This window comes from Paludibaculum fermentans, assembly GCF_015277775.1.
Lineage (GTDB): Bacteria > Acidobacteriota > Terriglobia > Bryobacterales > Bryobacteraceae > Paludibaculum > Paludibaculum fermentans.
This window is the reverse complement of sequence record NZ_CP063849.1, coordinates 3,279,841-3,299,489: the sequence shown is the minus strand read 5'-3', so window position 1 is coordinate 3,299,489 and position 19,649 is coordinate 3,279,841. Positions and strand designations below refer to the sequence as shown.

At 58.5% G+C, this 19,649-nt stretch carries 12 protein-coding genes; 3 read left to right on the top strand and 9 right to left on the bottom strand.

Annotated elements, in window-relative coordinates; all coding sequences use genetic code 11:
• Window positions 1–100: 100 nt before the first annotated feature.
• The 3 genes from IRI77_RS12845 (at window position 101) to IRI77_RS12835 (ending at window position 3,889) form a co-directional block, all read left to right on the top strand.
• Window positions 101–1,363 (top strand): RNA polymerase sigma factor, encoded by a 1,263-nt coding sequence (locus IRI77_RS12845; RefSeq protein ID WP_194452449.1) that lies wholly within the window; start codon window positions 101–103, stop codon window positions 1,361–1,363.
• Between the two features lie 196 nt (window positions 1,364–1,559).
• Window positions 1,560–2,117 (top strand): dihydrofolate reductase family protein, encoded by a 558-nt coding sequence (locus IRI77_RS12840; protein WP_194452448.1) that lies wholly within the window; start codon window positions 1,560–1,562, stop codon window positions 2,115–2,117.
• 554 nt (window positions 2,118–2,671) lie between these two features.
• Window positions 2,672–3,889, top strand: a complete 1,218-nt coding sequence (locus IRI77_RS12835; RefSeq protein WP_194452447.1) for an alpha/beta hydrolase family protein — start codon at window positions 2,672–2,674, stop codon at window positions 3,887–3,889.
• Window positions 3,890–4,268: 379 nt separating this feature from the next.
• On the opposite strand, the gene IRI77_RS12830 is transcribed toward IRI77_RS12835, so the two are convergent.
• From IRI77_RS12830 to IRI77_RS12790, 9 genes are all read right to left on the bottom strand, one after another.
• The gene (locus tag IRI77_RS12830) at window positions 4,269–5,723 is read right to left on the bottom strand and encodes a serine hydrolase domain-containing protein (protein ID WP_194452446.1); all 1,455 of its coding nucleotides are present in this window, start codon (window positions 5,721–5,723) and stop codon (window positions 4,269–4,271) included.
• A 490-nt stretch (window positions 5,724–6,213) separates the two neighbouring features.
• Complete coding sequence (locus IRI77_RS12825) at window positions 6,214–6,510, bottom strand: hypothetical protein (RefSeq protein WP_194452445.1); 297 nt, start codon at window positions 6,508–6,510, stop codon at window positions 6,214–6,216.
• A 64-nt stretch (window positions 6,511–6,574) separates the two neighbouring features.
• On the bottom strand, window positions 6,575–8,299 hold the full coding sequence (locus tag IRI77_RS12820; protein ID WP_194452444.1) for a reverse transcriptase domain-containing protein: 1,725 nt from the start codon (window positions 8,297–8,299) through the stop codon (window positions 6,575–6,577).
• 812 nt (window positions 8,300–9,111) lie between these two features.
• Window positions 9,112–9,282 (bottom strand): hypothetical protein, encoded by a 171-nt coding sequence (locus IRI77_RS12815; protein WP_194452443.1) that lies wholly within the window; start codon window positions 9,280–9,282, stop codon window positions 9,112–9,114.
• Between the two features lie 979 nt (window positions 9,283–10,261).
• Entirely contained in the window at window positions 10,262–13,201 is a 2,940-nt protein-coding gene (locus tag IRI77_RS12810; RefSeq protein WP_194452442.1) for a caspase family protein, read from the bottom strand.
• A gap of 221 nt (window positions 13,202–13,422) precedes the next feature.
• Complete coding sequence (locus IRI77_RS12805) at window positions 13,423–13,944, bottom strand: hypothetical protein (protein ID WP_194452441.1); 522 nt, start codon at window positions 13,942–13,944, stop codon at window positions 13,423–13,425.
• 833 nt (window positions 13,945–14,777) lie between these two features.
• Window positions 14,778–15,857, bottom strand: coding sequence for an ImmA/IrrE family metallo-endopeptidase (locus tag IRI77_RS12800; RefSeq protein ID WP_194452440.1), 1,080 nt, complete (start codon window positions 15,855–15,857; stop codon window positions 14,778–14,780).
• A 2-nt stretch (window positions 15,858–15,859) separates the two neighbouring features.
• Window positions 15,860–16,471, bottom strand: a complete 612-nt coding sequence (locus IRI77_RS12795; RefSeq protein ID WP_194452439.1) for a hypothetical protein — start codon at window positions 16,469–16,471, stop codon at window positions 15,860–15,862.
• A 1,768-nt stretch (window positions 16,472–18,239) separates the two neighbouring features.
• Complete coding sequence (locus IRI77_RS12790; protein ID WP_228486714.1) at window positions 18,240–19,502, bottom strand: M24 family metallopeptidase; 1,263 nt, start codon at window positions 19,500–19,502, stop codon at window positions 18,240–18,242.
• Window positions 19,503–19,649: the final 147 nt, after the last annotated feature.

The following is a 19,649-nucleotide window of genomic DNA, read 5'->3' as shown; positions in this document are numbered from 1 at the left end:
GCCGCGGCAGCGAAGGCGTGCCGTCGCTATTCCGCCATCAACGGCTCTTCCACACATCGTGAGCGTGTTCGCCTGACAACTATGATGGAGTCAGGCGAACATGAGCGATGTCGGCAGGGCAATCGAAACGGTCTGGAAACTCGAGTCCACGCGCCTCATCGCTGCCATTGCCCGTGTCACTCGCGACATCGGCGTAGCCGAGGAACTCGCCCAGGACGCTCTCGTGGCCGCTCTCGAGCGGTGGCCCGAAGAAGGAATCCCCGAAAATCCTGCCCCCTGGTTAATGACCGTGGCCAAGCGGCGCGCCATCGACAATCTGCGCCGTGGGCAAATGCTTCAGCACAAGCACGCGGAAATTGCCCGTGAACTGCAAGGCCAACAACAACGGCTCGGAGACGCCATGGACCGCGCTCTGGATCAGGTCATCGACGACGACGTGCTGCGGCTCATCTTCACCGCCTGCCATCCCGTGCTCACGGTGGAAGGTCGCGTCGCGCTGACCCTGCGTCTCATCGGCGGCCTCTCCACCGCGGAGATCGCCCGCGCCTTTCTTGCCCCCGAGAAGACGATCGGGCAGCGCATCTTTCGCGCCAAGAAGACTCTCTCCGAGGCCCAGGTGTCCTTCGAGACGCCTCGCGGCGAGGACTTGCACGGCCGCGTGCAATCCGTGCTGTCCGTCATCTATCTGATCTTCAACGAAGGCCATACCGCCACCACGGGCGACGAATGGATGCGGGCCTCGCTCTGCGAGGAAGCCCTGCGGCTCGGGCGCCTGCTGGCGCAGCTTCTGCCCGGCGAGTCCGAGGTGCACGCGCTGCTGGCCCTCATGGAATTCAACGAGTCGCGCACCGCGGCCCGCCGAGGCAGCAACGGCGAGGCGGTCCTGTTGCCCGACCAGGATCGCTCGTTGTGGGACGCCACACGGATTCAGCGGGGCATGGCCGCGCTCGAACTGGCGCAAACGCTCGGCGGTGGCGCGAAACCCTACGCGTTGCAGGCCGCCATCGCCGCCTGTCACATGCGCGCCCGCACCTCGGCCGAGACCGACTGGCCCCGCATCGTTCTGCTTTACGATACCCTCGCCCAAACCGCGCCCTCGCCTGTCGTCTCCCTGAATCGGGCCGTTGCCGTCGGCATGGCCCAAGGCCCGGACGCGGGACTCGACGCCCTCAACGCCGCCGCCGCCCTGTCGGGCCATCATCTCTTTCACAGCGTACGCGCAGACCTGCTGAAGAAACTGGGCCGATTCGCCGAGGCGTGCGAAGAGACCCGGCGCGCCATCGCCTTGACGCAAAACCTGCGGGAACGGGAACTGCTGGCGGAAAGATTGAAGCACATGCAGGAGTCCGCCCCTCCGACGTAGTTCCGCCGCCAAAACAGCCACCCCATGTGGGGCGGCATTCATGCTGCGCGGAGCTTCAGCTCCGCCCCTTCCAAAATCCGGAAACCGCGGCGCTGCTGCAACGCCAACCCTCAACCGACACCCTCCCCCGCGAACCACAGCGAGATCGGCGAATCTGTCAGCCCGCCGCCCGCTGCTAGGCTGGGAAGGTAACCCCATGGCGAAACTGATCTACTTCATGCCCACCTCGCTGGATGGCTACATCGCCGGCGATGGCAACTTCGATTGGTCGGCGCCCAGCGAGGAGACCTTCTCCTTCATGACCGAGCTCATCCGTCCCATGGGCACGTACCTTTACGGACGCAAGGAGTACGAAACCATGGCGGTCTGGGCGACGCCCGAGGTCCTGCCGGGCCTGACGCCAGCCATGCAGGACTTCGCGAACATCTGGCAGCAGGCCGAAAAGATCGTCTACTCCCGAACCTGGGAGTCCCTTTCCGCTCCAAGGACGCGTCTGGAGCGGACCTTCGACCCCGCAGCAGTTCGCGAGCTAAAGGCGCAAGCGTCCCTCGACCTGTCGATAGCCGGTCCGACCCTCGCCGCCGAAGCCATCCAGGCCGGCCTGGTCGACGAGTACCAACTTCTTGTCCTCCCCGCTCTCCTGGGCGCAGGCATTCCGGTCTTGTCCGCCAACGTAAAGCAAAAGCTGGAACTCCTGGACGAGCGTCGTTTCGCCAACGGAGCGGTCTATCTCCGCTATCAAGCCCAGTCCTGACGGAGCCCGTCGCCGCGCGGCCTGAACCACTGCCGGCCCGCCCAACCCGAAGGCCCACACCCCGCCGCCAGGGCGGACACCCGCGTCCCGCCCGGAGCATCAACGGCCAGCCAGGACAACCCAAACCATAACGCCAGCATCCTTCGCAACGAACCCCGATCGCCAGGGAGGGGTCCCCACCGCGTAACGAACCCGCAAACGGAGCCGCGAACATGAGTGAGCGGATAGCCACCGAAAGACTCCACTCCGGCACTACCGCGACCCTGAGCCGCGCATCTTCAGCAGTCGAGTCCCCACCGCGTAGCGAACCGTGACTGGCAAGCAGCGGGCGACGGAAACCCACGCGTCTTCCTCGAAGGAATCCCAGGCGCGCCACAAGCCTCCGAGCATTGCCCCGCCATCCCGCAGCCCGCAGCCCGTAAAACCGCCCGAACGACCTTCTGACAGCGGCCGCACGCAGGCAACGCCACCGACGCCCCAATCTGCGTGATCAGTTTTCCACCCACTCCCGCCCCTGAGTCAATGTGGGCATTGCCTCGACAAAGGACAGAGCTTTGGGTTACCTCTTCGGAAATGATCTCTACGACGGCTTCGGCACCTGGCCGATTGCCTACATCCCTTACGGTGGTGCCGATTTCGGCGAGTTGCAGTCGGTGGCAGAGGCGACCGGAGCGGGCGGCGAGGACGCCTATTACGCTGCGTGGACTTCCGTTGCGGCGCGCTTGGAGGCGGATGCCTCCGAGGCCGAACACAAGGGGCGCCTCCACAGCGCAAGGGAGCTGTATCTGAAAGCCAGCGCTTTCTACGCAACTTCCTACCACCCGATCTATGGCGAGCCGGTCGATCCACGGCTGCTCACGGCTTTCCGCAAACAGGTGGAAACGCTGGATAAGGGGCTTGGGCTCCTGGCGCACCCCGTCGCGTCGATGCGCATTCCGTTTGAGCAGACAGCCCTGCCCGCCTATCTGATCCCTGCAGAGGGTCTGGAGCGGGAAGCACGCCCCTTGATCATCTTCACCAACGGCTATGACGGGACGATGACCGACATGTACTTCGCCTCCGCCGTGGCGGCCTCCAGGCGCGGCTATCACTGCCTGCTGTTCGACGGACCGGGCCAGGGAGAAATGCTCTACGAGCACGGTATTCGCCTGCGTCCGGATTGGGAAAATGTCATCTCCGCGGTGCTGGACTTTGCGCTGGCCTTGCCCAATGTCCGGACAGAGGAGATCGTCCTGAGTGGATGGAGCCTCGGCGGCCACCTCGCACCGCGAGCTGCCTCGGGAGAACACCGCATCGCCGCCTTGATCGCCGATCCGGGTATCTGGAGCATCTGCGGGATGTTTCGGGACTTTGCCGTTCGTACCCTCGGCGTCACCCGCGAGGCCGCGTCTAATCTGGGCTCGCTGGAACAGTCCCTGATCGATCGCATGGACGCAATCATCAACAATGAGCCCGCCCTCCACTGGAAGGTCGTTCAACGAGGCTACTGGGTGCACGGGGTAAACAACCTGCGCGACTACCTGATCTCGGCGGAACGTTTCACGATGGATGGCCGCGCGGAACTCATTCGATGTCCGGCCTTGCTCACCATGCCCGAGCATGACCCACTCGCGTCCGGCACTCCGGCGTTCTTCGGCGCCCTCCGCTGCCCGAAAACGCTCCTGCGGTTCAGTGCCAGCGAGGGGGCCGGGGATCATTGCGAAATGATGAATCGGACTTTGCTGAACCGGAAGGTGCTCGACTGGCTCGACGAGTTATTCCTTCGTGCCTAGCGTCCTGCCGGGAATGAACGGGCGCGACGCTTCAGCAAAGGGGAGGGGAAGCGAGCGGGGAAGGGGAAGGCGAAGGGAAATGGATATCCTGGTGTGCGCCATTCCGCAAGGCGCTAAATAGAAAGGCCGAGCAGTCTGTGGCGGAAGTCCCGCTGAGCGACTTCCCCCACAGGCTGCTGGGCCAATGTCAACCACAGCCGTCCAGCACGCGGCACACCTGCCGCATCTGGTGTTGTGTTCAAAGGGTCCCTGGCGGTGGTTAGTGGTCTTCTTGGGAGTGGTCTCCGTTCTAGAGGGATTGAGCCTGTTCAATTCAGCACACAGCGAGAAGTCCGGGGGACGTCCAGCCTCTACTCTCCTCTCCCCTGGGAAACCCGTCCTACCTCGGCAATTTCCTGAACTTCACGTTCTTCGCGCCAAAATTGGAAATCCTCAGCTCGACGACCTGCCCCGCGGAATCCCGTTGGAACTCAAACTGGGCGGGAAATTCGATTCTTCCCGTAAACGAATCCTTGTTCACCTCGGTCAGTTGGATATCGCCGTGCCTCAGGTGCGTCAGCGATAGTTTTCCGTTCAGGACTCTCGCCGTGTAGGTGGCATCCAGCTCCGGGCTGTAGAACCTGCCTTCGAAATCACTCAGGCTGGCCTTAGCGGCCGGGAGAGCCTGGCTCGTGCCCCCGGTGCTGCCCTCGGCGTTCTTCTTCGGCTGCAACAGGTCCGTCAGGCTGAAATCGGTGACGGCCTCCGCATGGTCCAGTTGGGCAAAGTGCTCGTCGTTGCTCAGCAGCACGAACGCAAAGTGCTGCCCGGGAAAGCGCCAGAAAGAACTGCGAAACCCGCCCGAATGTCCGCCGTGGCTCAGCACCTCCAACCCCCGGTACGTCCTCCGCACCTGCCCTTTCGCGTAGTAGCCGACATCTCCTGGCAACGAGTAGTAAACCACGCGATCGCCATTGTCGAGAAGGGACGGCTCATTGAACTTGGCGATCAGTTCCCGATCGCCGGCGATGGGCTTCTCAAGATTCAGCGCCCACTTCGCCATGTCCTCGGCCGTAGTATAAAGATTCGAAGGACCCACGATCGAATCGTTCAGATTCACCCGCTTGTAGGCGCCCTTCTCTCTGAAGTACGAGTCCGCCCGGTTTTTGATGATCGTTTCGTGATCATCGGAGAACCGGGTATTGCTCATGTGGAGCGGGTCGAAGATGTTCTGCCGGGTAAACTCCGCAAACGTCCGGCCGCTCACGTGCCTGACGATCTCCGCCAGCAGCAGGTAGCCCGAGTTGCTGTACAGATAAGCACTGCCCGGTTCGAAGTTCAGTGCCCGCTGCCGCCGGATCACCCGCAGGGCCTGCTCCGTGGTCATCACATCGTCCATCCGCCACCCGGCCAGGGTGAGCAGGGCGGCCTGATCTCGAATCCCGCTCGTGTGCGCCAGCAGGTGTTTGATACGAATGCTCTTGCCGAAATCAGGCAGCTCCGGCAGGTACGTTCGGATGTCGTCCTCAAGCGACAGCTTTCCCTGCTTCTCGAGGAGATAGACGGCGAAAGCCGTGAACTGCTTGGACACGGAGGCGGCCTGAAAGACCGTAGTGGCCGTCACCGGGACTCCATGCTCGAGGCTCGCCGTGCCGTAGCCCTTCAAAAGGACGACTTTGCCATCGCGGACGATCCCTACTGCTACCCCAGGCGTGGATGCGCCATACTTCGAGAACAGCGAATCCATCTGCTTCTCCATGGCCGCGTCTTGCTGCCCGAAACCCAGGCTGCCGCAGATCACGGCACAGAGGACAGCGGGAAGCAATCGTAGCGTTCGGTGGCGGCGGTCGGGCATGGTATCTCCTGGAGGCGCATCTGCTCGGCCTTCCGAGGAAAGCCCCAACGATATATGACGAATTCCACACAAAAACGTGAGTGAAACGCGCCCCGCCCGGTGGACTCCGGCCGGCAAGCGGCGAGAAAGAGATCGGGACAAAGCCTGCGGTCCGCATCCGCGCGCCCCCTCAGGCCGCGATTCGCGGGACGCCAACGAACCCGTCTCACAAAGCGCCCTGCGATACCTCGAAATACCGGTGGCCGCCGGCCCCCGCCGCATCTTGGAACCGCCTAGGCTACGGCGACAGATAAACACCGCCCCAGCTCAACCTTCATCTGCGGAGTATTCCGAAGGACACATTCTACGAACCAACTGCCACGGCGGGCCTTCTGTTGCCAGCGCACATTCTTCTTCAGAACTCTGCTCACCCTTCAGTGATTGGCCGCGAGGTCACCCGGGCCACAGCCGGCCAGTATCGGAACGGCGCCTCGCAACGGAAACCGCTGCCTCACCCGCCCACAAACTCTGTCGCGACGATCACTGCCAAGCCTGTCGCGGCAGACCGGTTCAGGCCAATGGCTCGATCAAATGCGATCCCTTCCCCTGTTATGGAGAACTTGCGCGGGAAACGCTCCCAGCGAATCTCAGCCGGTGCAGCTACTTTGTCGCGATGCGCTCTATTTCGAGTAGCGTACTGGGCGATTTGACTTTTTATGAAACCGCAGGCATTGCTCATATTGAGATCCAGCAACGCCTGTCCGCAGTAGCGGTGCTCTGACGACTCCATCATGGCGGGGTAGTCCACTAGACTGTTTGCCTTCTGGGACTGTCGAATGATGTGACTTAATGTGCTGAGATGAATTCGCTAATTACTTTGCCCGGTTCTTGAATTGCCCGAAATAACTAAACGGAAATCCGTAGTAAGGCAGTGCTTCTGCCAGTTCCCCGGTTTTGGTTTGTTGAATCGCGGGCAGCGAAGCTAGTCGCTTGGCAACTCGCTTCAGTTGGCGCTCTCGATGGCGGTCTAGGGCTTTAAAATGTGTGAGGACGATCTTCTTGTCAAGAAGCCCCCTGAACCCGCTTGCCCAGCATAAAGGGAGAGGCTCGCTGAGGCTCTGGCTCAACTCTCTGCGCCCCACGGCTTGCGAATTGAGTCGTTGACGGAGTCTATAGAGGATCTGGCGGCCATTCTTCCTGATTCCTCTTGCGAACGGGGTGATCTCTCCAGGTCTGCTTCTGTCGGGATTCAAAGTGCCAAGTAAGCTGTCGGCTAATGAAGTCATCTTCTTGAATTGTTTTTTGAGTGATTTGAGTCTGATTCTGATTGTGCCGTCGTGGCGTATTTGGTACCCAACAAACTGGATCCATGGTACATGGCTCGGTATGGATGGGCGGCACCATTTATAGGGTAGATGTGATTTCCCGCTCCAAAAGGTCTTCGAATAGTGGTTAATTGATTTTGGAGGATGGGCCGGTAGCTTGAGATCGGAAAGAGTCGATTGATATAAATCATAAGCCTGATTGCATACCGCCTGATCTTGAGCCAAGAGGATCATGTCGTCACAATAGCGAAGGTATCTAAAACTCTTTCTGATTCTCCTTTTTAGGCGATTCAATTCCTTGTCGGCCTTGTGAAGAACCGCGTTTGCAATTAGGCAGGAGAGTGCACCTCCTTGAGGGACGCCAATGGGTGGTAGCGAAGTTGTTTTGTGCAGCAATTGAAGTTCCTTCTCGTGCCATTTGAAAGCCCCATTGATGTCCCTTCTGCGGAGTGCTGTTGTCGCCTCGCCGGCAACATTGACAGAAAATGAATAGACGCGTAGGTAGGCGTTGAAAACGTCTATTGCCCGTGGTTCTATTGCTAGGGATGGTTGCTTGCGTTTTGCGTCGGCAATCAATTCGGAAAGAGAAGAAAGTGCAACCGGATGAGCGACACAATCAAAAAATCCCCTAATGTCACACTCCGCAACATAGATTCCCTTTGATCTGTGGCGACGATTCATCGCCAATATCTGATTGGCTACATCATGAATTGTTGGCGGGGGTGTGCCGTCCCGTCCAGTGCGGAAAGCGACGCAGGAGTCATGGAGCGCATGATCTAGATTGTCACGAAAGTATCGTGCAGTGAGGCTGTCGATGATTCTGTCTTCGAGCTCAAAGACTGCAATGGGGCGGTATTCATGTGCTTTTTTGTCTTTCAGTGCAGCGTGTATTCTTGGCGGTTGGAAAGAGAATGTCGTGCCTTCGAAGACTCGCTCTCTGATTTGCTCAATCTTCTTTTGTAGCTCTTGTGCCCAAGCCACCTGAGGTTGTCTCTTCCGTAGGGTAAGCACGGCACGGACCAGCGCGTGGAGAACAAGGTTCTGACTAGGTGGATTCGGTCGTCTGCTTGGGCGAAAACTGTGCCATTGCCTCCTCGACGGGAATATTGATTGAAGAACGGGACTAATGCTGCTTGCTGCTCGTTCTTGCGCGTCTCTTGAGATGCGGCACAGAAACAGTGCGTCATGGCGCTTGGCCGCAAGCTTGACACGTGCCTTGCACAGCTCACGAATGATGCGCTCGTCCGAGAAATAACTTCGAAAAGAACTCATACTCACTGTCAGTTGTTAGGACCGTTGCCGCGGGAAAAATATGCTGCAGCTTATTGCCAACATGGTATGCTGGACATGCCAAACGTTCAGTAGCGGGGGCCTATTGTCGTGCGCTTGCACGCCGATTTAATGCCACGCCGAGATGCACTGAGCACCATCGGTCCGCCGAAATGGAGCACATGAAGAGGTACATGCCTCAACCTGCCCCGCACGACATCAGTCACTAACTGCGAACTAGTTCGCGGTGCTCAGTTTATACCAGAAGCCATGACAACTGCAAGGCGGATTGTCGATGGCTTGGTACTAGTAAAAATTGCTATGTTGCTGGGTGATTAGCCCCTGTCATGGGCGCCTGCCAATTCACAGTGCCGGGCAGTATTAGCGCACTGCTCTCAGTAATGTAGTGCGTGCCAGACTGAGCTGGGCACGGGGAGGTTACTGGCGTGTCACTCCCCATTTTGTCCCGAATGCATTCATCCTCGGAGGTGCGGTTTCACGGGCAGCAGTTGCCTGGGTCATTCTCGACCGGGCACAGGAGGAGGGGCAAAGAGGGGCATCCCGACCCACCGCAAATAGGACTCCCGAGATTCATCACATCATCGCACAACTGGAGGCTCAGCAAGGGAGATCGCAAATGACCATCGCCCGGCCCCATCAACCGGCGGCAGCCAAGGTCAACTCCTCCCCTGGATGGTCGCTGGCCACCGCGCCAGTCATCGGTTTGCGAGCCTGCTGCTGAAAGTGAATACTCCCCCCCGGAATAGCTCATCCCCAAAAAGGTTGCCCGGCGTGTATCGACTTTCGACGGCGCGCTACTCGGCTTCCGGCACCGGCATATGAAACAGCGGGCGCCCATTCTCGACTCCTCCAGACCCTCGGAAGAACTCCAGATCCAGGAGCCGCCGACGGTCGTGACCGCTGAAGTGCGCCACCGCGCTCGACCACTCGTAGTCCACTGGTTGTTCCGCCAGTCCTGCCCGCATGGGATTTGATTCGACATAACGGATTGCAGTCCAAAGATCCGCGGGCCCCATCGGGCAGGAGTAGAAACGATTCTGCCAGAAATGCCCGCAGCGCGAGCGCCGGGCATTGAATACTGTGCGGACCGCCGATGGACACTCCGGAAGAGGGCTGCCAGGGAGTCCTCTCCCGGAGTGGCAGCGATCAGGCGAATTGGTTGGGCATCAAGCAGTAAGTAAGGACTGCGGCGTCCGAAAAGGCCGCCTGCGCGCGCATGAGATCCAGATAAACCAGGCGATCGGCTCGAGTACGAATGACGAGTTGACGCGGTTCCGCGCTGCGTGATGAGGTAGGCCGCGCCTGGCGCAACGCATCGGTCAATCCCGGGCAGTCTGATGGTAAAGTGCAGATGGAGATGTTGAATTCTCAGAGAAAACCCCAGTGGGACGGGTGTCCCCTTTTCGAGTTGACAGAAGATCATGGCGACGAACTGTCGACAGCGGGTGAACCCGCGAACGTGGCATTCTGCCTTGTAATCGCGGACGAGGGCGGCTCACTCAAGGCGGGGGAAGGTCTGCAAAATCTGGCTAAAGATGCTGGATTCTCGAATCATGGCGGAGGGCTCCTTTGCTGTCGGTTTCAGTTTCTTGCCGGAAACCTGAGCCAGCCTATCAAAGCGAGTGCTCCGCCGTGCTGCTACACCTCATGCCAGTGGCTGCGGGCTAGTTTGCACGGGAGTGGCGAGGAAGAGTTGACGTCAGGCATTGGAGGCCAGATGATGAACTGGAGAACGTCTTCGATGGGGCCGACGTGTCAATACCGGGGTGGTATCTTCTGACTGTGCGGTATTCGCCTTTCGCTGAAAATGCTTGTCGTGCTCGACCGTATGAGCCTCGAAGCCAGCGATAGGGCTATGGAACGGATTTAGCTCACGAGTGTACAGCCTCACGTCGGTGGAGAAACTTGCGGATGTCGACAGAAATGCCCATAAGGAAAGATGATTTATTGACCGATTTTAACCGACAGGGGCCAAGGCGCGGCGACGGTGATTGCTTGTTGTGCCTCTGTGTACAGTGAGTTGGCCTTGTGAGTATCTCGTCGGAGCCCGCCCTTGCCCATCTCATACATCCTTGCCAACAACATCATGCCTGTCGGATGACGAAAGGCTGCCGAGCGCTGGTATAAGTCCACAGCTTTCCGCAGGTCCTTCACTACTCCGCCTATTCCCATCTCGTGTACATAGCCGAGCATCGCCATGCCGGAAGGGTCGCCGGCGTCGGTGGCCCGAGTGAACATCTCAACAGCGATCTGCTCGTTCTTTCGTCCCCCGGAGCCAGCCAGCCGAACAATACCCAGCATCACCATGGCCCTGTAGTTACCAAGATCTTTCGCTTTGCCAAAGAGACTCTCGGCTTTTTGCTCGTCTAATTGAAATCCATTGTTACCTGATAAGTGCATCAATCCCACCATGAGCATTGCATCGGAATCGCCCAAGTTTAGGGCTTTTGTGTACAGGTCATGGGCTTTTCCCTCATCTCTTTGGAATCCGCCATTGCCGCTGCTATACAGGTTGGCGAGCAGAATCATCCCGCGAGAATCACCGGCAGCGGCGGCATCTCTAATCAGCTCTCCTGCTTTATGTGCATCTCTTGACAATCCGCCTTGGCCCAAGAGGTACATTTCGCCGAGGTAAGCCATACCTGAGGGGTCACCCAGGTCTGCTGCTTTTTTGAAAAGCGCAGCGGCCTTATGCTCGTCCCTTGATGGGGACTCAGCACCGCGCATCTGCATGAGTCCAAGCCTGACGAGGCCCAATGAATCACCCTGCTCGGCAGCGCGCGAGAATAGCTGGAGCGCCTGCGTGGTATCTGGGGCGAGCCCCCCTCGACCCTCATCGTACATGACCCCAAGGAGAGCAATCCCAAAAGGGACATCGAGATCAGCAGCCTTCCTTAGCAACTCCAATGCTTTCTTCTCGTCGCGCGCCAAACCACCTTTGCCCGTCAGGTGCATGCTGCCTAGATACGCGAGACCGAAACCATCTCCGCGATCGGCCGCCTTTTGATATAGGGCGACGGCTTTGTGCTCATCGCGCAGCAGTCCCCCTCTCCCATACTCGAACTCCGCGCCGAGAAAGGCCATACCAATTGGCTCATCAAGCTCGACTGCCTGACTGAATAATTCGACCGCTTTGCGTTGATCCTTCGGTAATCCACCAAATCCATGCGCGTACATCACGCCCAAGTTGATAAGCCCAATAGCATCACCCATGTCCGCAGCACGTTTAAACAGATCGAGGGCCTTGTTCTCATCTTTAGGTAACCAACTGCGACCTCTAAGATAGGCTGTGCCTAGGCAACTGAGCCCGCGAGAGTCTCCAAGCTCAGCAGATCGACTGTACAATGCAGATGCCCTGTCTGCATCCTTAAGTAGCCCCCCCCTTCCAAATTCATACATCTCCGCCAAATACGCCATCGCCCGAGGATCGCCCAAGTCCGCAGCCTTTTGGTAAAGGGCGACTGCCTTAGCTTCGTCTCGTTGCAGTCCCGCAATTCCGCGTTCGAACATTAACCCCAAGTAGGAGGTGCCACGAAAGCTGCCAAGGTCGGCCGCTCTTTGAAAGCACTCCAGCGCCTCCCGTTCGCCTCGGACCACGCCGCCCTTACCTGAGAGGTGCATTGCGCCAAGAAACGCAAAGGAATCCGCATCACCAAGGTACGTTCCCTGCCGGTACCAAAAGGCGGCTTTCGTCATATCTGCGGAAATACCTTTACGACCCCAGTAAAAGATATTGCCCAGGCGACGAGCGGCAACTGGATCACCCATTTGAGCAGCTTGCTCATAATGCGAGACTGCCGCCGCTGTATTCAAGGCGGAACCGCCTGTGCCGGATTCATAGGCTTTGGCCAGTCGCATCATTGCTTCGCGGGTCCCATTTGTGGTAAAAGGCCCGACCACAGCGATGTTTTCCGTAGGGACTCCGGGCGTTGATTGGCCGCGCAACACCATTATTCGCTGTGCAATCGGGCAAAATACACCCTTAGGGAACATTTCGCAGTGCCTGTTGTAAAGGTCAGGGTCGTTCAGACTATCAATACTCCTCCAATGTGCCAATTCGAGTTGCCAATCCGTATCCGGACTATTGCCTTTCGACCCAGCCATCCCCATGAAGGTTGCATCACCTCTTGCTATCACTGGCTTCCTGGCGTGGGGGTTCAGGAAAACAAATGTGCCGCTCCGTCCTGAATCAAGCGTGGCCAGTTCGGGCTTCATCTCGTGGCCAGGCCCTAGCCGGTTTGTGACCTCTGCAAGCACGACGTGCGTTTCGGCTACCGCCTCATTGATGGTGACAAAGCCACGATTATGGCTATCTGCGGAGCCCCCCCGGAGTGCTTTCAGCAACGCTTCTGTAAAGATACTGTACTGCCTGTCTGCAGAGGCCTTCAACACCCAGGAACGCTGGCTTCCAGTTCCTGCCGTGACGACGATCCGGCTGCCGTTTCCGCTGAGCTCGGAAATGGAACTCCGGGGTTCGGCCATACCTGCCTTGGCAATTGCCTCACCAGCGAAGCACGCATCGTAGATGAACAGCACGTGCTTGGCCTTCAGCATTCGACTCCAGATGAGATATTGGTCTGCGCGCAGGACGCCACGACTCCAGACATCCGGTACTGCATCTCGAAATTGTAGGAACGCATCACCATGGCCCGTATCAGTTCCGTGCCCGGAATAGTAGAAGAGTAAGCGGTCATCTTCTGTCAGTTCGGACACAAACCTCTCCATCATGTATTGATCCACTAATTGAGGGGTGGTGGTGTCGCCCATCACGTACACCTTGTCGAAGCTGCCTTCCGCGAGGAGGAAGTCACGCATCTCTGCGAGGTCCTTTGATACAGATTTAAGTTTTTGTAGCCCCGAGTAGTCACCGATGCCGACCAGCAATGCGACACTCCGTTTGAAGGGCATTGCAGTCTTGGGATCGTTCCGAATCTCGAACAGACTGAAGAATGATTCCCAGAACCCAGGAAGGGGTGACCGGGAGAGCATTCTTTCATACAGGACCACGCCATCTGGGAGTGATCGCTGGGAGGTTCCTGGTGGGAGCGCGAGGGCGACGGAGCTCGCGAACAGAGCTGTGGCAACAGAAAGTGGTTTCATCTACCTTACCCCCCGGTGGGTGGCTTGGGTCCAAAGCGGGATAGCGCAACGCCGGAGTAGCCGCGCCAAAGGAAGCCGTTTTCGAAGGCAACAACAAAGACCATAAAGCGCATACCATCCATGTGGACGAGGTCTAAGCCTGAGTTTTGGATAGAGGATACTAGGGGTATGAATACTAGGGGAGATACCAAGATTGGTCTCGCAATGCTGCCGAAGTCGAAGCGTTGCCTACTGCCAACCGGCAATGAGAAGTGATGATAGCCATATTCAGCCATCATGCCTAGCAGCATACAGATGTACAGTGCGAGGACCATGGTCAAAAATCCATAGTCTGAACCTGACTTTGCTTGCACTTCCTGAGCTGCCGGAAACCCGAACAGCACATGGAGCAAGAGCAGGTACAGGCTGATCATCCCCAGGCCAATGGAGAGAGCGAAGACGCTCGGTTCTCGGCGATGTCGCCAGATGAGCCGTATTGCCAGCAACAATGATGACATTGAGACTATGACCGTTGAAAAGAAACTCATGGAGTGTCCAAGAAATACTCTATACCCACGGGGTGGCTCGTGTTGGCCGCCTCAGAGCTCTTCAGTCTGACCCGTCCCAGCTATTCGCCAGAACCAAGCCGCCAATCGGTTGCAATCACCCACGAAGGGAGGGGGGGAGGGGGACATCCATGATAAGTAGTTGGCAAGGGAAAACACACTTTCCCTGCACTCCCGTCGGTGGAACTTCCTTCGCCCTGCCGATCTCCCTGTCGACTTCCCAAGCTTCAGGTTGGACCATCGCCGAATGCCGGCGTGGCATCCAGCAGGCGCTTCTAAAACGGGGCTCGGAGACTGCATTGACGCTCAGGCTGAAGGAAGACTACCACTCCACCGCACCCCAGCCTGCGCGCACCGATCAATGCCGCTTCGGGAATCCCAAACCTGGGGATGAGGCAGGCACAACTGGAAGGTAGGTTTCGGGGGCACAGGCGCGAGTGGGCAACTGAACCTGTTTTCGATTGCTGACTTCATCCAAGTGCGTTGGACCATCTTTGAAGCAGATTAATCCCGGGGTGGCTGCACAGATTGTGGCGGTCCAATCCGTATTCGAGGTTTCCACTGCTGACTCAAACGTCCGACCGAAACTGCAATCCTGCACAATGTGAGGTTCCGCGATTGGGTGACACGAGCGCTTGCGTCATTGGAGCCTCGTCACGCTTGTGTCCGGAGAGGGGCCGGAGGGGTAGGGTAGGGTATACCCGCATGAGGCCGATTGGCACAGGTCGAAAGATCTTGGAAGTTCCCTTACATCAGATCCAATGTGGATGGCTCATCCCGACAGTGGCGGTTGGGAAGTCCAAAAGGTCAGTCTGCTATGACTTCCGGATCACACGCAGCCCGTGACGGCCCTGTGGAGCGATTCCGTGGTATTCCTTGAATTCGTCCGTGTGGATATTGACCATCTCAGCAAGTTCATCAATTGAGTATCCAAGTTGTCCTAGGTGAGCTTCGATGATTTCAGACAGCAATGATGGCTGCTCGCGCTGTATGTCCAGCTCTACGGGCTCCCTGTGTCTGTATCCCTTCTGCTGTAACTGCATTCGAAGATAGACATACTGATTATGGTTTACCACGTCAAGCTCGCGCGCACGTTCTATCAGAGCGGCCATTGAGACTTTCCAGAAAGGTTTAAGGCGTGCGACTGTATGAAGTTTAATAGGTGGAATCAAATGAGCGCGAATATCTGTCTCTGGCATGAGGAGCTCACCTGCAAAACGATTGGCCTCGTTTTCCATGTTTGGATTAGGAAGATCATGAAGTAGAACGTGGCCAATCTCGTGAGCAAGAGTAAAGCGGTCACGATCAGCCGAAATCTCCGGATTGCTGTTTATAAAAAAGAGTGGGGGGGCGGGGGGGACCCATTCGCTCAATCCGAACATCTTAGATGTCTCGAAGTTAAAGCGCACGATAATACCACCTGCGCCCTCAACTACGCGGACAAGATTAGCAATCGGCCCCGGTTGAAGCCGCCACGCCGCACGCGTCAGACCCGCGATCTCCTCAATGCGGCCACCGTACTCATCAGGATCCGATCGCCGAAATCTGCATTGAGCACTGACGTTCGTTGCTCGAAGTAGCCGGACGATATGCCCGCGGTAAATGTTGATCTTGGCTTCAATGCGCTTAAGTATGGAAGCGGGAACGCTCTGTTGCTTTCGATGGTAGAAGGTGCTTGAGCCAAATGGGTAAACGGGATCCGTTTGTTGAAAGAAACTGGAGGGATACAGAAGAACACGAGAGAAACTCTTAACAACATCGTCGCTAAGTACAAGGGCGCCGGACTCCAGTTTTGAGAGTGTGCCTTGCGGTAATCCGGCCTTCTCTGCGAGTTCACTTTGCGTGAGTCCTCTGGACTCGCGTGCAAGCGTGACCATCGCCGGATTGTACTTCATCGCTATTTACTTCCGATATCCTTGGATTCTCTCCTGCCTTGCACAATCTGAAACCGTGGAGCGGGTGGATTGGTAAAGAGCGGCATCGGAGCCAATACAGTTCCGCCTTCTTGCTGGGGAAAACTCATAATAAAACGAGTATCCACCACTCGAATAGCTTGAACATCGCGAAAGCCTGTCCTATGTGGAGTTAACACATAGCCTATGTCAATGATTGTTGCTCGGGCCGGGATCCCCTCTAGGTCGTCTGTGTCATTGTTTCTTATTGCGATCGCCCGGTCCGTAGGATATGACCTAGATTCGCCAATTTCATTCAGCTTTTTGAATCGACATGCCACGGTCCCGTCAATACCAATGCCAAGGCCTTCGATTCCCAAAAAGAACCCGCACTGCTCACTAAAGTGCACTCCTGGGACCCCAGCGAATTCACGTTTTATGTTGTGAATGATATATCGATTCAGGATCTTCGCTTCCGCTCCCAGGTCGTATGTCAGCCGATCAGCAATTGGAATGGCCTCGTATCGTTGCCATGTAGGCCAAACAGACTGGGCTAGGCGATTGGTATGCGGTCGTAGAATCTGAGAGATCTCATCGACAGATAGGAGGTTTGACAATCAGTTCTCCTGCCGGGCCACGTTTCGGACCCGGACACCTCTATCTTAGGTCTCGGATTCCAAAAAAGCAATAGAAAATATTCCCAAAATATTCTGGACTACAGGAGGAGGAATGGTGGCGCGTCATGGTTCAGCCGCCAAGGCCCCTCTTCGTCCGCCCAGAAGGCACTGGGGACTTGTGGGGGCGGGGACAGGGAGCAGGGACAGCCTGGCGTGCACCCTTCAACAAGCCATTGAAAAGGAAGGCCTTACAGCCTCAGTCTCCGCGCCATTCGACGTTTGCCCACTCGAAGTCCGGAAACCCGCCTGGCTCTACTGGTCCAGCAACTGGCCTGAATGCAATAACTTACATGGCGCAATGACGCCCATCCCTCGACCATAAAGTACTCCAGGGTACGTATTTAACTCATCGAAATGGCCACTGGGACGGGTCGCCATCCTTCAGATCCACGAGTCCGGACAGTGGACTTCACGAACGAGCACCCGCGCGTGCCACGCCGCAACCCAGCCAACCCCCACCCCCTCCTCACGAAACTCCGCCTCCCCCGCAGTATTCCCCCGTTTTGCCACATTGAGCTTCTTTCATCACACGAAGATCAAAAAAATCTTCTCCCCTATAATCAACCAATTACAGACATCCCTCTCCTGAATACTTGGTCCATGCCCCCCTAAGAATGGGTATAGAGGACATTTCACATGAACAGACCCGAACCACCCGCTTGCGCCTTCCCGGACACCGGCCTGCTGACCATCCGCCCCATCCCGCAGGTGCTCTGAACCCAAGGCCCTCACGAACAGGAACCCGGAAAGGACCCGACCCATGCCCCTGACCCAAATCTCCGAAAAGCGCCTCGCTGCCAACCGAGCCAACGCCCGTAAATCCACTGGCCCGCGCACCGTACAGGGCAAAGCCAAAGTCGCCGACAATGCCCGCCGCACGGGAGCCTACAGCGAAGACCACCGCATGCCGCCCCGCATCGAAGCCCACTTCCGAGCCATCGCCGAGGCCCGCACGCAAAACCTGGCCGATCCGACTCTGCGCGGCCTCACGTACGACTGGCACATGCTCCAGGGCCACCTCACCCTCCACGACAGCCGCGAACGCGCCCTCTTCAACGCCGGACTCGAATATGGCCGCGGCAACGAAGACACCGCACGGGAATGGGTCCTCCGCCAGCACGGCTACATCCAGGCTCTCAATCGCTACGCCGGTTGGATCCAAATGCGCCTCCGCCGGGTTGAGGCCGCCATCCTCGCCACTCCAGCCGGCCTGGACCACCTCACGCAACTCCTGGCCTCCTGCGAGCAGGCCGAGCCCGCAACCACCCTACCCACCGCGGAATTTGAGGGAACAAACCCATCTACTCCGGAACCGCCGGCCAGCCAACCCGTCACCCCGGAACCCACCCCGGAATTTGAGGGAACAAACCCACTTTCCTGTCTCCGGCCCACCCTGGCAGTTCCCGGCGCATGGCCCGCGAACCGCCCGCAAAGCCCCTGCGAGTCCACGCCGCGAGGACCCAGCCAAACTACTGCCAGCAACCCGGAGCTCATCTCGACACTGCATCGTGACGCAACCCCTCACCGGCCCGGGGGGTCGCTCCGCCACCGGCCATCCACGCCCAACAAGCCAATCTCTCCAGGGAACCGGCGAAGCCGCCGTGGAAGCTTCACGCCGTCACCCGCGGCCGTGCGAACCCGCTCCCACCGCCAACGCTGGGAAGGTGCCCCGGAACGATGCCGGCTCCGCCCATCCAGGGCTGCCCGGCTACACGGCGAACGGCTGCTCCAGCGACGAACTCTGCGGCGTGAACAGCTCCGCTCCGCTCTCCGTAATGTGCATGTCGTCCTCCAGCCGGACCCCGAACTCGCCTTTGATATAGATGCCCGGTTCGTCGCTGAACGTCATGTCCTTCGCCAGCGGCAGCTTGTTGCCGCGCACCAGGTAAGGCCACTCGTGCCCGTCCATGCCCATGCCATGGCCCAGGCGGTGCGTGAAGTACTTGTAGTCCGGCCCGTAGCCCGCGTCCGCGATCACCTTGCGGGCGGCCGCATCCACCGCCTCGCAGGCCACCCCGGGCCGCGCCGTCTTCAGCGCCGCATCCTGTGCCTTTCGCACGATGTCGAAGACCTTCTTCATCTTGTCCGTGGGCTTGCCGATAACGAACGTGCGCGTGATGTCGGATGGATACCCGTCCGCCCGGCACTCCCCGTCGATCAGCACAATCGTCCCCTCACGAATGATCTGCGGCTTGATGGTCCCATGCGGCAGCGCGGAGTACTCGGCCGTCAGCACCATCGCGCCCCCCTGGAAACCCAGTTGTGCATGCGCCGCCGTGATCAGCTCTCCGAACTCACGATGCGTCATCCCCGGCGTAATCGCCTTCCAGGCCGCTTCATAGGCTTCCATGGTGACGCTGTTGGCCAGACGCATCAGCGCCAGCTCCGCCGGGCTCTTGATCATGCGGCAGCCCGCCGTGATCTCCGTCCCATTCGCGATCTTCACCTGCGTCGCGGCCTTGCCGATGCCCTCGCTGAAGACGAACTTGGTGGTCTCCTCCACGCCGAGCGTGCCCGTGCGGATCCCTCGCTCCTTCAACCCCAGCGCCACCTTCTCATAAGGACTCTCGTCCTCTTCCCAGCGCGTCACCTGCGCCTTCGTCCCGGCCGGACCCAACGCGATCTGCTCCCGCGCGCGGTCCTCTTCAAAGCTCGGGACCACGAAGAAGGGCTCCCCCTTGGCGGGCAGCACCATCATCAGCATCCGCTCGCTGTTGCCCCATCGCACGTTGGCGAAGTACTGCAGCGACGTGCCGCCGGCCATGCAGATGGCATCGACCTTTTTCTCGGCCATCAGCCGCTGGGCGCGGTCCAGGCGGGCCTGGCGCTCCTCGTTCGTGATGGGCTTCATCTCGCCGCGGCGGCTCTTGAGAGCGGCAATCGAAGGTGGCAGCGGTTTCGTCTGGGCGGACAGGAGTGGCGCGGCGGCCGCGGAAGCGGCGGTGGCCATAAGCGCGCGTCTGGTTAGCAAGCAGGTCTCCCTCGGAAGGCTTTTGATTGTGGATCGCTTCGCCGACGCGGGCGAGTTCGTCTTTCTATGTTGCCACGGAAGCCGGCCTCGCGCGGGAAGCCCCCATCCTGGCGCCGTCCACCACGAACCAGAATTTCTTAATCCCTC

Bases quoted from the DNA above. Each gene is read 5' to 3' on its own strand.
- IRI77_RS12800 (WP_194452440.1), bottom strand. From the start codon at position 15,857: ATGAAGTACAATCCGGCGATGGTCACGCTTGCACGCGAGTCCAGAGGA.
- IRI77_RS12815 (WP_194452443.1), bottom strand. From the start codon at position 9,282: ATGCGGGCAGGACTGGCGGAACAACCAGTGGACTACGAGTGGTCGAGC.
- IRI77_RS12840 (WP_194452448.1), top strand. From the start codon at position 1,560: ATGGCGAAACTGATCTACTTCATGCCCACCTCGCTGGATGGCTACATC.
- IRI77_RS12845 (WP_194452449.1), top strand. From the start codon at position 101: ATGAGCGATGTCGGCAGGGCAATCGAAACGGTCTGGAAACTCGAGTCC.
- IRI77_RS12805 (WP_194452441.1), bottom strand. From the start codon at position 13,944: ATGAGTTTCTTTTCAACGGTCATAGTCTCAATGTCATCATTGTTGCTG.
- IRI77_RS12830 (WP_194452446.1), bottom strand. From the start codon at position 5,723: ATGCCCGACCGCCGCCACCGAACGCTACGATTGCTTCCCGCTGTCCTC.
- IRI77_RS12820 (WP_194452444.1), bottom strand. From the start codon at position 8,299: ATGAGTTCTTTTCGAAGTTATTTCTCGGACGAGCGCATCATTCGTGAG.